General features: G+C 41.7%; 15 protein-coding genes, 2 tRNA genes and 1 rRNA gene. 3 read left to right on the forward strand and 15 right to left on the reverse strand.

The features are described from left to right. Positions 1-383 precede the first annotated feature (383 nt). The gene (groL, locus tag G6554_RS24360) at positions 384-2021 is read right to left on the reverse strand and encodes a chaperonin GroEL (protein ID WP_166246689.1); all 1638 of its coding nucleotides are present in this window, start codon (positions 2019-2021) and stop codon (positions 384-386) included. A 53-nt stretch (positions 2022-2074) separates the two neighbouring features. After that, positions 2075-2359, reverse strand: coding sequence for a co-chaperone GroES (groES, locus tag G6554_RS24365; RefSeq protein ID WP_007083327.1), 285 nt, complete (start codon positions 2357-2359; stop codon positions 2075-2077). A 313-nt stretch (positions 2360-2672) separates the two neighbouring features. Here groES and G6554_RS24370 point away from each other — a divergent pair, with 313 nt between their 5' ends. Both G6554_RS24370 and G6554_RS24375 read left to right on the forward strand, forming a co-directional pair. Further along, positions 2673-3398 carry a CPBP family intramembrane glutamic endopeptidase gene (locus G6554_RS24370; RefSeq protein ID WP_166246690.1) on the forward strand — a complete coding sequence of 242 codons (726 nt, stop codon included), beginning with the start codon at positions 2673-2675 and terminating at the stop codon, positions 3396-3398. Beyond that, positions 3395-3598: a YdiK family protein gene (locus G6554_RS24375; protein ID WP_166246691.1), complete on the forward strand. Its 204-nt coding sequence runs from the start codon at positions 3395-3397 to the stop codon at positions 3596-3598. Before G6554_RS24370 ends, G6554_RS24375 begins: the two co-directional genes overlap by 4 nt. A 52-nt stretch (positions 3599-3650) precedes the next feature. On the opposite strand, the gene G6554_RS24380 is transcribed toward G6554_RS24375, so the two are convergent. From G6554_RS24380 to moaC, 6 genes are all read right to left on the reverse strand, one after another. Next, complete coding sequence (locus G6554_RS24380; RefSeq protein ID WP_166246692.1) at positions 3651-5153, reverse strand: MDR family MFS transporter; 1503 nt, start codon at positions 5151-5153, stop codon at positions 3651-3653. A gap of 10 nt (positions 5154-5163) precedes the next feature. Continuing rightward, on the reverse strand, positions 5164-5871 hold the full coding sequence (locus G6554_RS24385) for a cytoplasmic protein (protein WP_166246693.1): 708 nt from the start codon (positions 5869-5871) through the stop codon (positions 5164-5166). 15 nt (positions 5872-5886) lie between these two features. After that, positions 5887-6603, reverse strand: coding sequence for a polymer-forming cytoskeletal protein (locus G6554_RS24390; protein ID WP_166246694.1), 717 nt, complete (start codon positions 6601-6603; stop codon positions 5887-5889). 12 nt (positions 6604-6615) lie between these two features. Continuing rightward, positions 6616-7239 carry a YhbD family protein gene (locus tag G6554_RS24395; RefSeq protein ID WP_166246695.1) on the reverse strand — a complete coding sequence of 208 codons (624 nt, stop codon included), beginning with the start codon at positions 7237-7239 and terminating at the stop codon, positions 6616-6618. A gap of 107 nt (positions 7240-7346) precedes the next feature. Next, complete coding sequence (locus tag G6554_RS24400; protein WP_166246696.1) at positions 7347-8009, reverse strand: redox-sensing transcriptional repressor Rex; 663 nt, start codon at positions 8007-8009, stop codon at positions 7347-7349. A gap of 33 nt (positions 8010-8042) precedes the next feature. Then, positions 8043-8540, reverse strand: a complete 498-nt coding sequence (gene moaC, locus G6554_RS24405; RefSeq protein WP_166246697.1) for a cyclic pyranopterin monophosphate synthase MoaC — start codon at positions 8538-8540, stop codon at positions 8043-8045. 177 nt (positions 8541-8717) lie between these two features. Here moaC and G6554_RS24410 point away from each other — a divergent pair, with 177 nt between their 5' ends. Further along, on the forward strand, positions 8718-10637 hold the full coding sequence (locus tag G6554_RS24410) for an ABC-F family ATP-binding cassette domain-containing protein (protein ID WP_166246702.1): 1920 nt from the start codon (positions 8718-8720) through the stop codon (positions 10635-10637). 357 nt (positions 10638-10994) lie between these two features. Here G6554_RS24410 and tsaD read toward each other — a convergent pair whose 3' ends face one another. The 7 genes from tsaD to rrf all read right to left on the reverse strand — a co-directional run bounded on the left by tsaD (position 10995) and on the right by rrf (position 14133). Further along, positions 10995-12020 carry a tRNA (adenosine(37)-N6)-threonylcarbamoyltransferase complex transferase subunit TsaD gene (tsaD, locus tag G6554_RS24415; RefSeq protein WP_166246698.1) on the reverse strand — a complete coding sequence of 342 codons (1026 nt, stop codon included), beginning with the start codon at positions 12018-12020 and terminating at the stop codon, positions 10995-10997. Continuing rightward, entirely contained in the window at positions 12017-12466 is a 450-nt protein-coding gene (gene rimI / locus G6554_RS24420; RefSeq protein ID WP_166246699.1) for a ribosomal protein S18-alanine N-acetyltransferase, read from the reverse strand. The genes tsaD and rimI overlap by 4 nt, the downstream gene beginning before the upstream one ends. Positions 12467-12478: 12 nt before the next feature. Then, positions 12479-13186 (reverse strand): tRNA (adenosine(37)-N6)-threonylcarbamoyltransferase complex dimerization subunit type 1 TsaB, encoded by a 708-nt coding sequence (gene tsaB / locus G6554_RS24425; protein ID WP_166246700.1) that lies wholly within the window; start codon positions 13184-13186, stop codon positions 12479-12481. Continuing rightward, on the reverse strand, positions 13183-13638 hold the full coding sequence (tsaE, locus tag G6554_RS24430) for a tRNA (adenosine(37)-N6)-threonylcarbamoyltransferase complex ATPase subunit type 1 TsaE (RefSeq protein ID WP_166246701.1): 456 nt from the start codon (positions 13636-13638) through the stop codon (positions 13183-13185). Before tsaE ends, tsaB begins: the two co-directional genes overlap by 4 nt. 194 nt (positions 13639-13832) lie before the next feature. Beyond that, positions 13833-13906: transfer RNA gene (locus tag G6554_RS24435), tRNA-Asp, on the reverse strand. A 2-nt stretch (positions 13907-13908) separates the two neighbouring features. Continuing rightward, positions 13909-13982 (reverse strand) — tRNA-Met (locus G6554_RS24440). A 34-nt stretch (positions 13983-14016) separates the two neighbouring features. Continuing rightward, a 5S ribosomal RNA gene (rrf, locus tag G6554_RS24445) occupies positions 14017-14133 on the reverse strand. Between the last annotated feature and the right edge of the window lie 6 nt (positions 14134-14139).

Here is a 14139-nt window from a genome sequence, read left to right on the forward strand (position 1 = left end):
AACATATCCAATATTCTACATAATAATAATTAAAGGCTAATCTCGTTATTAGTGCACACTGTATGTCTGAGGGATGAAGGAAAGATGCCCATGTGGAATACTCTTATCTCTATGAATGCGGTGTTAACTCTTGGTTAAAACTTGCATTAATCCACTTTTGAGCAAGCAATATTTTTTTGATAACCATATCCTGCTGGCCAATCCATTTATCTAGGAGGTTTTCAAATAAAAGAGGGGGGAGACGAAAATAAAAATCGAAGGAATGAAAAAGAAGCTTCCCACAAGTTGGATAAACTTATGAGAAGCCTCTTTTTTTTCATAATGTTAGCATTTTGTTAGCAAACTACTTCAAAACCCTTATATATCAAGGGGTTGAGCAGTCATCACATCATGCCGCCCATTCCACCCATACCGCCCATGTCAGGCATACCCATGCCGCCTGCACCAGCTGGTTCTGGTTTGTCAGCAACAACTGCTTCAGTTGTTAAGAACATTGCTGCAACAGATGCTGCGTTTTGAAGTGCGGAACGTGTAACCTTAGTTGGGTCAACGATTCCAGCGTCGATCATGTTTACCCATTCGCCTGATGCTGCGTTGAAGCCTGTTCCTACTGTTTCGCGCTTTAAGCGGTCAACGATGACAGATCCTTCAAGACCAGCATTTTGAGCGATTGTGCGAACTGGTTCTTCCATCGCACGTAATACGATGTTGATACCTGTAGCAACATCACCTTCAGCTTCAACAGCAGCCACTTTGCTGTATACGTTAAGAAGGGCTACACCACCACCGGATACGATACCTTCTTCAACAGCAGCACGAGTTGCGTTCAAAGCGTCTTCGATGCGTAGTTTGCGCTCTTTTAATTCAGTTTCAGTTGCAGCACCAACTTTGATAACTGCTACACCGCCAGCTAATTTAGCTAAGCGCTCTTGTAATTTTTCACGGTCGAATTCAGAAGTTGTATCTTCTAATTGAACGCGGATTTGGTTGACACGAGCTTGAATTTCTGCAGTCTCGCCAGCACCTTCAACGATTGTTGTGTTTTCTTTAGTTACAACTACTTTAGTTGCACGACCTAAAGAAGTGATAGTTGTTGTTTTCAATTCACGGCCAAGCTCTTCTGTGATCACTTCACCGCCAGTTAAGGCAGCGATATCTTCAAGCATTGCTTTACGACGGTCACCGAATCCAGGAGCTTTTACAGCAACTGCATTGAATGTTCCGCGAAGTTTGTTCAATACTAAAGTAGAAAGTGCTTCTCCTTCGATATCTTCAGCGATCAATAGTAATGGCTTGCTTTGTTGTACCACTTGCTCAAGAACAGGAAGGATTTCTTGAATGCTAGAAATTTTCTTGTCTGTAATTAAGATATATGGATTTTCTAATACAGCTTCCATTTTATCTGTGTTTGTTACCATGTAAGCAGAAGTGTAACCACGGTCAAACTGCATACCTTCTACTACATCTAATTCAGTTGTGAAGCCTTTAGATTCTTCGATTGTGATAACACCGTCGTTGCCAACGCGCTCCATTGCTTCAGCGATTAATTGGCCCACTTCTTTGTCATCGGAAGAAATCGCAGCAACTTGAGCGATAGACTCTTTGCCTTCGATTTGTTTGGAAATAGCTTTTAATTCTTCAACTGCTACAGCAACAGCTTTTTCAATCCCTTTACGGATACCCATTGGGTTAGCGCCAGCTGTAACGTTCTTTAAACCTTCGCGAATCATCGCTTGAGCAAGAACTGTTGCAGTTGTTGTACCGTCACCGGCAACATCATTTGTTTTACTTGCTACTTCAGCAACAAGTTTCGCACCCATGTTTTCGAATGCATCTTCTAATTCGATTTCTTTTGCGATCGTTACACCGTCATTTGTAATAAGCGGTGAACCAAATTTTTTCTCTAGAACCACGTTGCGTCCTTTAGGTCCAAGAGTTACTTTAACTGTATCTGCAAGTGTATCAACACCACGTAGCATTGCGCGGCGCGCGTCTTCACTAAATTTAATCTCTTTAGCCATTGTAAAAAACCTCCTCGTATTTTTTCATCTTTATTTTTCAAAAAATTTCCTTATTATGCGATGACAGCAAGGATATCATTTTCACGTAAAAGTAAATATTCTACGCCTTCGTACTTCACTTCAGTACCAGCGTATTTTGAGAAGATAATACGGTCGCCGACAGCAACTTCAAGTGCTACACGTTCTCCGCTTTCTAGGACGCGGCCAGTACCCACGGCAACAACTTTTCCTTCTTGAGGCTTTTCCTTCGCTGAATCCGGTAATACGATACCGCTTGCAGTTTTTTCTTCTGATTCAACAAGCTCAATGACAATGCGATCACCTAATGGTCTTAACAAATCAAACAACCTCCTCAAAGATATATGTAATTCTAACTTATTAGCACTCTCTGTTAATGAGTGCTAACACAATTATTATAATAATGAATCTGAAAATCTTTTGCAAGTATGAAGCATAAATTTTTACAAAAGAATTTTGCTTTTCTACAACCTTAATAAGTATGTGAAAATCATAACTTTCTATACCTATTTTTTAAAAAGTTCTTCTAAATTGAAACAGTTGCAGTTTTATGAGTAAAATGAATAGTAATGACGTAAACATTCGAATATGAATCAATAGATATTGGTTAGATGAAAAAGGAGACAGTAAAATTTGAAAAAGGAATATTGGATTGTCATCATTGTTTATATTGCTATGCAGCTTTCTAGTCTTGTCGGGCTCCCTATCATGATGTCCAGCTTTAAAGCGGGAGGAATCAGCCCAAGTCTCGCTGTACCTGTTTGGCTAATTGCCAGTTTTTCTATTGCCCTCCTTATCATTCTGTTTATTTTACGGAAGGAAATGAACACCAAAAACTTTGAAAACAGGAGCGGTTCCTCTTACGGCACCTCGTTAATGTGGGCCATTTTGGGGGTTTTTCTAGCATACTTTGCACAAATTTGCGCCGCATGGATTGAAAGACTTTTGGGCATTGATATGGGTTCTGAGAACACGCAGAATATTCTACGCATCATTGATTTGATGCCGGCAGCTATTATTGTGACTAGTATCATCGGACCTATTTTAGAAGAAATAGTATTTCGAAAGATTATTTTCGGTGCGCTTCATAAGCGCTTTAACTTTTTTATTTCGGCACTGATTAGTTCGGTCATCTTTGCCGCAGCGCATACGGAGTTCCAGCATATTCTACTGTATTCAGCCATGGGCTTTACCTTCGCTTTTCTCTATGTCAAAACCAAGCATATTTTGGTACCGATTTTTGCCCATGTTACGATGAATACCTTGGTTGTCTTGGTTCAGACTGTTTACAAAGACGATCTTGAACGACTGCAACGTGAGGCTGAGACGCTTCAAAACTTTATCGGAGGATTCCTATGAAACGTTCACCCTTGTTTTCCGGATTAATCTACTTCCTGCTTGGTGCAGTATTTACTTACTTTGCGATTGATGATGTGCGAGCCAATGGCTGGGGCTTCTTTAGCTACCTGCTCGTCATATTAGCAACATTTGATTTTGGCTCAGGGTTAAAAATGATGATTTTTCATTTTAAACTTAAGAAACAATTGAAGAAAAAATAAAGAAAAGGATCCCAGTTTTCAGCATGGGATCCTTTTTTCAAGCTTAGATCTCTTATTTTGACACTTCCCCTTTATTCATCATCATTCGCTCTTTCCCTAGGATAAAGATAAAGAGGAACGCTAAGACCGCTGGAACGAGTGCCCAGGTAAAGGTATGAACGATTGAACTCGAAAGGGCATCTGTGATTTTATCCAAGATTGGGGCAGGGATCTGTGCTCTTGCCTGCTCCGATAACAATTCACGTGAATCCCCCTTTGGCATTGGTCCCATTCCCGAGAAGGCCTTTTCCAGCCCATCCTTTAAATCAGTCCTTTGGATCATCCCAAAAATCGTCACACCAACGGTCATCCCAAAGGAACGAATAAAGTTACTTGTTGAGGTGGCAGATCCCCGATGCTCCATGCCAAAGGGATGAATCGCCGCCATGCTTAAAACAGAAAACGAAAACCCAACACCTAAACCAATTACGACCATATAGACGGTCAGCAAGGCCCGGCTTGTATCCGGGGTGATGGTACTTAACAACAATAAGCCACCAATCAAAATCAGACCTGAGATAAACATGATGTTCCGGTAACTCATTTTTGTCGTTAAAAATCCTCCGACCTGCGCTGTCACAACTGAACCTACCATCATCGGCAATAAGATCAGACCTGAATTAGTGGCACTACCGCCATATACACCTTGCACAAATATCGGGATATAAACAGTTGCCGCCATAAACGCCGCCCCGTAAAATAAGCCGACAAGTGTACTTCCAGCAAACAGTTGATTTTGAAACATAGAAAAGGAAATGATCGGATCCTTTGCCTTTGTCTCAACAAATAAGAAGAGGAGAAAAAGGACTACAAATCCGGTGAATAAACTTAAAATGACGGTAGAATCCCAAGCATATTTCTGTCCACCGAGTTCAAGGGCAAACATGAGACAAACCACCGCTCCAATTAAAGTCACTGCTCCCCACCAATCAATCGATTGCTTTTGGTGGATAGGCGATTCTTTATAGGAGATGACAATAAAAATCAGCGACAAAATCCCGAGTGGCAAGTTAATATAGAAAATCCAATGCCAGCTGATATGGTCGGTAATATACGCCCCCAGCAATGGACCAAAAATACTCGATAAGCCAAACACAGCCCCAAACAGTCCGCCCATTTTCCCGCGCTTTTCAGGAGGAAAGAGGTCAAACATAATCGTAAAGGCAATCGGCACAAGCGCACCACCGCCAACTCCCTGAATCGCACGGTAAATGCTTAATTGGGTAATGGTCTCCGCTGTTCCGCACAACGCAGAACCTACCATAAATAAAATTAATCCCAAAATAAAAAACCGTTTCCGTCCATACATGTCAGATAACTTACCGAAAATCGGCATCCCTGCCATTTCCGCTACCATATAGGCTGAAACAACCCAGACAAAGCTCTCCAACCCGCCGAGGTCCCCAACAATCGTCCCCATCGCGGTAACGACTATCGTGTTATCCATCGACGCCATCAAAATCCCCAGTAATAACCCTGCAACAACCAACCCTAATTTACTTTCTTTAGCCGACATAGATCCTCCTCTATATTTTTTCCGACGTTTTGACAGTTGAATTCTTATCCTGGATAAAATCTGTTGAATATTCTACCCGGCCAATTTGGCAACCTGAACCAATTCTGACCAGTTTCCCCCTAACAACATCCGCCTTTGTATTTTCTAGAAACACTTCATCCCCTTCAACCACCTTCACAACCAGCGATCCTTCATCCTTCACAAACGGGAGAAGTGACGTTTTTCTTTTAACCGTGATTTTCTCGCCACCAATTTCTTCCGCTGTACTTTCGCCAAAACGCAAACCGATAGTGACTGTCCCAGCATTGAGAAGACCTTTGATTTCGAACCCGCCGCTTAAATCAAATTTCTCATACTCGACGTCTCCTCCCACGGAAATACTGCCCTTAATATTTGCCGTTTCACCATAGAGCCGTTCCCCTACCTCAAGCGTGCCGAGGATCTTCATCTTTTCCAAGCTGGCTTTCCCGTCAATCGACATCGTCCCCATCACGAGCATGTTACCGGATTCCATATTCCCTTTTACTTCCGCTTCGCCGATCACTTTAACGGACCCTGCTTTCACATCCGCCAATGCCTCACTTGTACCATAGATATGAAACGACGAACAATCGACCGCATTTTCAATCGTCCCTTCCCCGCGAATACTTACCTTATCGTAGCTTCCGCCTGGGTAATTGCCCGAACCATTTATCGTCAGATTTTGACCCTTTGTCATTTCTGTTTCCCCCTTTTAAACCTTTCTGGACTCTTTTACAATGGCCTTTTTATCAACAAATAGCTCACCCGTATATTCAACAAGACCAATCTCACATTTTGCCCCAATGGTGATTTGGTTGCCGCGAACCACTGCAGCCTTCGTGTTTTCTAGTTCAATTTTGTCCCCTTCGATTAAATCCGTCTCCAGCTGTGTTTGAATAAGGGGTTTAAATAATCCCATTAAGGCAGGTTTTTGTTTAATCAGAATCGTTTGCCCGCCAATTTCCTTTGCCTTACATTCTCCAAAGATCTTAATATCCACCTGATCCGCATTTAAAAGACCGCCAATCATAAATAGTGATTCTGCTTTAAACGTTTCGGCTTCACAATCTCCTTCTACTATAAGCCTGCCTTTAACCCTGATTTCCTCGGCCTTTACCCTTCCGCCGACAGTGGTTTTTCCTGCTACCTTAAAGTTTTCCACATAAAGGTTTTCGCCAATTTTCGCCGTTCCATCTACTATTAACTTCTTGCATTCAAGATTTCCTTTAATTTTCCCAGTCCCATTTACCTTCGCACTGTTCGTTTTAACGTTGCCATTAACCGTCCCCGAACCATTACAGTCAAATTCTACACACTCTAAATCGTTAGTAACGGTTCCTTTTCCATTGATAATCACTTTATGAAATTCCCCGCCATTTGCTGACCCAAAGCCGTTAATACTTAGGTCTCCCCTTTTTTTCATATCCATCTTCATTCTCCTTTATAGTAAGTTCGCCTTCATTTCTTCCATGCATTTCACAAGTGAAAGCTGAATAACGACTTTCGTTCCCTGTTCAAACTTTACTTCCTCTGCATTAATGAATAAAAAACAGGAGGAGACTCCAAGCTTTCTCGTCAGCACGATTTCCCCATTCTTTTGTTTGATTAATCCCCTGTGATCTTTTAAGACCTGAAGCAGCATCTTTCCTTCATCCAAATTTATTTGGCCCGATTGAAGTAGTTTTTCTAAAACGTAAACTTCCAGTATTCTTGAAAAATCAAAATGCGAACCACCCTTTTCATTTTCCAAATAAACATTCATAACCGCCCCTGAAACAATGTTACGTTTTACAAGTTCATCATTCGTGAAATGTAACTCTGTTACGTTAGGTGAAAACATGTCTGCTAATTCATCGAGGGAAAGATTCTCTTTCATCGTCTGAATCTTATCTATTCGTTCTAAGATCTTTTCTTTTGGAAAAAAGGTTTCCTGCCCGGTAAACGTGGATTTCCGAATAAACCAATCCTCAGGAATCAAATCCTTCCGCTTCCAGCGATACAGCTGTCCGTACGATATCCCGGCCATATCCAATAAGTCCTTTTTCGAAATTAATTCCTCACTCATTGTTCATAACCCCTTTCTATATTTTATAATGTAACATAACACTGTTACGCGTGTAAAGTCATAAAAAAAGACTTCCCACCTTTTTCAGTGAAAAGCCCTTACACATTTTATTCTTCAATTTCCTCTATTTCGCCTGTCGGATAATGCTTTAAAAAGTAAACCAAGGATTGTAGTTCCACTGCCAGGTCAATATGATGGACCCTTATGGATGGAGGAACATTTAATCTTGCTGGTGTGAAATTTAAGATCCCCTTCACATTGGCACCCACAAGCCGGTCCGTGATCATCTGTGCTACTGGAGCTGGAACCGTTAGAATCGCAACCGAAATTTGTTCCTCCACTAACACCTTCTCCAACTCATCCATATGAAAAACGGGAACCTCGCGAATCATCGTCCCCATTTTGGCTGTATCGACATCGAAGGCACATGATATTTTTGTATTATTATTTTTTAAAAAGTTATAGTTTAAAAAGGCTGTTCCAAGATTACCAACCCCAATTAACGCAACCTTTGTCAATTCATCTTGGTCGAGGGTTTTCCGGAAGAACGTTAATAAGTAATTAACATTGTACCCATAGCCCTTTTTTCCCAAAGCGCCAAAATAGGAAAAGTCACGGCGGATCGTTGCTGAGTCCACCTTAACCGCTTCACTTAATTCTGCTGATGAAACCCGTTGTTTGCCGGAACTATGCAAATTTTTCAAAAATCGATAATAGAGGGGCAGCCGCTTGGCTGTCGCCTGTGGTATTTTCATCGTTTCATTACTCATTTCTCCCACACCCCTTTGAATTTTAGTAAACGATCATCTTACTTGTTCTATTCGCTTAAAGTCACCATTTTTCCCGCCGGTTTTCTCTACTAAGTAGGTTGGCCCAATGACCATTCCTTTATCGACGGCTTTACACATATCATAGACGGTTAACGCACAAGCAGATGCCGCTGTGAGCGCTTCCATCTCCACACCCGTATTCCCCTTTGTTTTAACCGCAGCAGCAATATGTAATTGAACTTGATCTTGTTCGGCCTTTTCCCATGAGAACGAGATATTTACCCCTGTTAATGGGATCGGGTGACACATCGGAATCAGATCCCATGTTTTTTTAGCCGCCATAACCCCCGCCACCTGGGCTACCGCTAATACATCGCCTTTTTTCATTTCATGATTGTTTATTTTATCAAATATTTCTTTGCTTACCGTTATACTGGAATGTGCAAGAGCGGTCCGTGCCGTTTCTGGTTTATCACTGACATCGACCATCTTTGCTCTGCCTTCTTCATTAAAATGAGTAAATTCAGCCATAAAAAATAATCCTCCTACAAAAAAATAATACACTATTTTTGCTTCAATTTGTGTGAAACTTTGAACTAATTATTACATTTTTTGTCGAATTGAGAATTCATCCGCTTGATAGTAGGTGCTTTATTGCCCACATTCCCTTTATACGTTACACTATTTATATGTAAGAGGTGAATAATGATGATTTTACTGCAGGTAAATCAATTACAAAAATATTATGGTGCTGACCTTATTTTATCGAATATAAAGCTGGAATTACAAACGCGGGACCGTGTGGCTCTTGTTGGCCGCAATGGTGCAGGAAAATCGACATTACTGAAGATTATTGCCGGGCACTTGTCACATGATGGCGGCGAAATTATCAAGCCAAAGGAAGTGACCATCGGCTATTTAGCGCAGAATACCGGCCTTGAGTCCAATTTGTCGATTTGGGAAGAAATGCTGACCGTTTTTGAATTGCTTCGTACAATGGAAAAGTCACTCCGCAAGCTTGAAGAGCAAATGGCGGATCCTCATATTTATGAAGACACGGTAAAGTACGAGCGAATTATGAAGGAATATGATCAGCTTCAGGTCGAATTTAAGGAACAGGGTGGGTATCAATATGAGGCCGATATCCGTTCCGTCCTTCATGGATTAAACTTCCTCGACAATTCTCTGATGATTTCTAGTTTAAGCGGCGGGCAGAAAACTCGCCTTGCCCTCGGGAAACTCCTATTAACGAGACCCGACATCTTAATTTTGGACGAGCCTACGAACCATCTCGATATTGATACCCTCTCATGGCTCGAACAATATTTGCAAAGCTATGATGGCGCGATTCTAATCGTCTCCCATGACCGCTATTTCTTAGATAAAGTCGTTACACAGGTCTACGAGGTATCTCGAAAACAAATCGCGAGGTTTACGGGCAATTATAGTGCTTACCTTGACCAAAAAGCGGCCAATTATGAGCGAGACATGAAGGTTTTTGAAAAACAGCAGCAGGAAGTCGCCAATCTGCAGGATTTTATCCAAAAAAATTTAGCGCGCGCTTCAACGACAAAGCGAGCGCAAAGCCGGCGGAAAAAGCTTGAAAAGATGGAGATCATGGACCGGCCGCTTGGAGATGAAAAGTCTGCTACCTTCGCGTTTGGTATTGAAAAACAAAGCGGGAATGACGTTTTAATGGTAGACTCGCTTGCTGTTGGCTATGATGGTGAAAAGATTTCAGAGTCCATAACCTTTCGTGCCTATAGAGGAGAAAGCATTGCCCTTGTTGGCTCTAATGGGATTGGTAAATCAACACTGTTAAAAACCATTATCAAGAAGCTGCCGGCATTATCGGGAACGGTCCAGTATGGGACAAACCTTTCAATTGGCTATTATGACCAGGAACAGGCAGTATTAACCTCTAATAAGCGTGTCTTAAATGAACTCTGGGATGACTATCCGTTAAAACCCGAAAAAGAGATACGAACGGTTTTGGGGAACTTCCTCTTTTCCGGTGATGATGTGTTAAAAATTGTTTCCACTTTAAGTGGCGGTGAGAAAGCCCGTCTGGCTCTTGCTAAGCTCATGTTAGAGAAAGCGAACGTATTAATTTTGGACGAGCCAACCAACCACCTTGATTTGGATAGCAAAGAAGTTCTCGAAAATGCCCTGATTGATTACCCTGGAACGATTTTATTCGTTTCACATGACAGGTATTTCATTAATCGGATTGCAACGAAAGTGTTAGAACTTAGCCGTCATGGCAGCGTAGAGTTTCTTGGCGATTATGACTATTATCTGGAAAAGAAATTGGAACAAGAAGAACTGGCGGCACTTGCACTGGCTGCCACAGGTAAAGCTGCAGCTGAAAAGGAAGCTTTTGAGAAAAATAGTTATCAACAGGATAAGGAAAGTAAAAAACTTGAGCGGCAGCGTAAAAGAAAGCTGGAAGAGACGGAACTGCGGATTGAGGAGCTTGAGGAACAAATTCAAGGCTACGAGCTGCAATTATGTAAACCTGAAGTCTTTCAGAATCATGAATTGGTCTTAGAAATCAATATTAATAACGAAAAGGCTAAAGCAGAACTAGAGCAATTAATGGAAGAATGGGCTGAGTTAGCCGACTAACCTGTAAAACCGGGCCGATGGGATCGCCCGGTTTTTTCGTTTATAATATTTATCGACAAATTATCAGCAAGTATCGACAAAATCTCCAAGGATTTTTATAAAATATCCACTTTTCCACAGTATTATTCACATTTAAAATAGTTTAATCCTAGGGGGTTTTTAAGCTTTTCCACATTATCCACAGTAAACACTGTTTTTATCCACATTATCAACAGTATACACAGGGTTATCCACAATTTGATGATAATTTACTGTATTTTTTAAAAACTTTATCCACATTTATTTACTGTTCTGTCTTTTTTTCATTAATGAGCACCAGTGATCTATCAAAAAAAAAACTCTTCTTATTCAGAAGAGCTACTCGTTATACAACTCAATATCAAGACCAGGAATGGCATTTAGCGCTAAATCTGCTCTGATTCCTTTTTCAAACATGATACTTCCAGCGGCAGCTATCATCGCCGCATTGTCTGTGCATAATGATAAAGGCGGGATAACTAGTTCGATACCCGGTTTTTCAGAAAAGCTTTTTTCTAAAGCATTCCGTAATCCTTTATTGGCGGCTACTCCACCGGCAACCAGAACCTGTTCGACCCCGTACTCGGCTACAGCTTTCTCAGTCTTTTTCACAAGCACCTCTATCACACTTGCTTGAAAGCTGGCTGCCAGATCTTCTGGTGCGATCGTCTCACCACGCTGCTCCGCGTTATGAACCGTATTAATGACAGCTGATTTTAACCCACTAAAGCTAAAGTCATAGGAGCCTTCCTCAAGCCATGCCCTTGGCAAATCAATTGTTGGAGTCCCTTCCTGCGCTAAACGATCAATATGCGGCCCGCCCGGATACGGCATATTCAATGTCCTTGCAACCTTATCGTAGGCTTCACCTGCTGCGTCGTCCCTCGTTTCACCAATCACTTCAAAGTGACCATGCTCTTTCATATACACTAGCTCTGTATGGCCGCCTGAAACGACTAATGCTAAGAGTGGAAATCTTAACTCTGTGATCAGCCTGTTTGCATAAATATGCCCCGCGATATGATGGACGGGTACTAGCGGCTTATTATGAGCAAAGGCAAGTGTCTTCGCTGCATTTACCCCAATTAATAGCGCTCCTACTAACCCCGGCCCTTCCGTTACCGCTATAGCATCAATTTCCCCAAAGGTTACCTTCGCCTGATTTAAAGCCTCTTCAATCACAAGAGTTATTTGCTCAACATGATGACGCGAAGCGATTTCAGGCACCACCCCGCCAAAGCGTTTATGACTTTCAATTTGTGAAGCTACTACATTTGCAATAATCTCGCGGCCATTTTTAATAATAGCGACAGCAGTCTCATCACAGCTAGTTTCAATTCCTAGTATTAATAAATCCTTCTTCATAATTTCACCCACATTATCTGTGCATCTTCCTGATTATCAGAATAATAATTCTTTCGGATGCCGCCATTTTGAAACCCCAGCTTACGGTAAAGGGATTGTGCCACATGATTCGTTACTCTCACTTCAAGTGTCATAGTTCTTGCACCCATTTCTCTCGATACCGACATTAACTTGCTCATTAATGCCTCCCCTAGCTTTTTACCTCTATATTCCGGCAAAATGGCTACATTCGTTACATGTGCTTCATCGATAACAACCCATGTCCCGCAATATCCGATAATTTTATGATCATTCTCAATAACGATATAAACAGCAAATTTATTAGTATGTAATTCATTATAAAATGCTTCCCGGCTCCATGGAGTGGTAAAAGAAGCATGCTCCACTTCTACTACCTGGTCAATATCCTCTTCCCTCATATAACGAAAAACATAAGAATCTACCATACTTCTCTATCCCTATCCATTTAAAATTTTCCCTTTTGCTTCTAACCACTTCTGTTCCGCTTCCGCTAGACGGATATAATTGGGAACAAAGGAATGGATGTCTTCTCCCGATTTTTGCCTGCCCAATAATGCCAGTTCCGACGGACGTGGATTGTGTTCCGTTTCGCTAGCAATCATAGCTTGCGATCCTACCACTTCTACTATCTTTGCTCGATGGATCGACAGGTCATTTCCAACAAATAAAATGGGTTCATTAAAATCTGTTAATTTATCTGCCCACTCATCTATCATAACCAACTGATCCTGCTCCACTGCTGTCAGCACTCCATCCTGATAGCGATATAGTGCCGTATAGACTTGTCCCCTTCTAGCATCGACAATGGGTGCCACAAAGCCATTAAAGTACCGCCCAGCCCCTGCAGCCAAAATTTCTAAGCTTGAGATTCCGACAAGCGGTATATTTAAGGTCCACGCTAGTGTTTTCGCAATCGTAACACCAATTCTCACACCAGTATACGAACCAGGCCCCTTTGCCACAACAATCTTCGTTAGATCAGCCGGAACCTTTTCGCAATCCTCCATTAACCTCTGAATGGCCGGCATCACGCGGACGGAGTGATTCTTTTTTATATTCGTAATATATTCACCAAGCACTTGATTATCATCTAAAAGCGCTACCCCTAATGGATTATTAGAAGTATCAATCGCCAGTATGGTCATCTAAAAATCTCCTTACATAATTGCTCATATCTTTTACCTTTTGGTGCTAACACGATTCTCCGTTCCTCTTGTCCTTCATGATACAGGGAAATCGTTAATAGTTCCGAGGGAAGCTGTTCTTCAATTAAGTGTGCCCATTCCACTACTGTAACTCCATCACCTTCAAAGTATTCATCAAATCCCAAGTCTTCCGGAGCATCAGCCAGCCGATAGACATCCATATGATACAGTGGCAGCTTTCCTTTATATTCTTTAATGATGGTAAATGTCGGGCTATTCACCGTTCTTTTTATCTCTAGACCCTTAGCCAGACCTTTCGTAAAGGTTGTTTTTCCAGCACCTAAATCCCCCTCAAGGGCTAGGACATCACCCGGATGTAAAAAATGTGCAAGCATTGCTGCAAATTGTGAAGTCTCCTCAGAATCTGCTGTTTTTAATTCAAATTGATCCATTTAATCACCTTTATACTTTATCATAATGTTTGTCTATCTACATATTACCCTTATTTTTATGTAAAAAAAACCTTAGGATTGCTCCTAAGGGGATTAAATTACCTTTTCTGAACTAGCAGCTTAATCATTATCAATAAAAAATGCATAAAAAAAGACGAAACCCTGTTTCGACTTGATTTAAATAACTATTAAGACGGTCTGGACGGGACTCGAACCCGCGACCTCCTGCGTGACAGGCAGGCATTCTAACCAACTGAACTACCAGACCAATTGCGGGGACAGGATTTGAACCTGCGACCTTCGGGTTATGAGCCCGACGAGCTACCAGACTGCTCCACCCCGCGATAATAAAAATGTTCATTTTGTTATAAATAAACAGCCTGGCAACGTCCTACTCTCACAGGGGCGCATGCCCCAACTACCATCGGCGCTGAGAAGCTTAACTTCCGTGTTCGGTATGGGAACGGGTGTGACCTTCTCGCCATTGTTACCAGACTATTT

Source organism: Bacillus sp. MM2020_4 (genome assembly GCF_011250555.1).
In the GTDB taxonomy this organism is placed as follows: domain Bacteria; phylum Bacillota; class Bacilli; order Bacillales; family Cytobacillaceae; genus Neobacillus.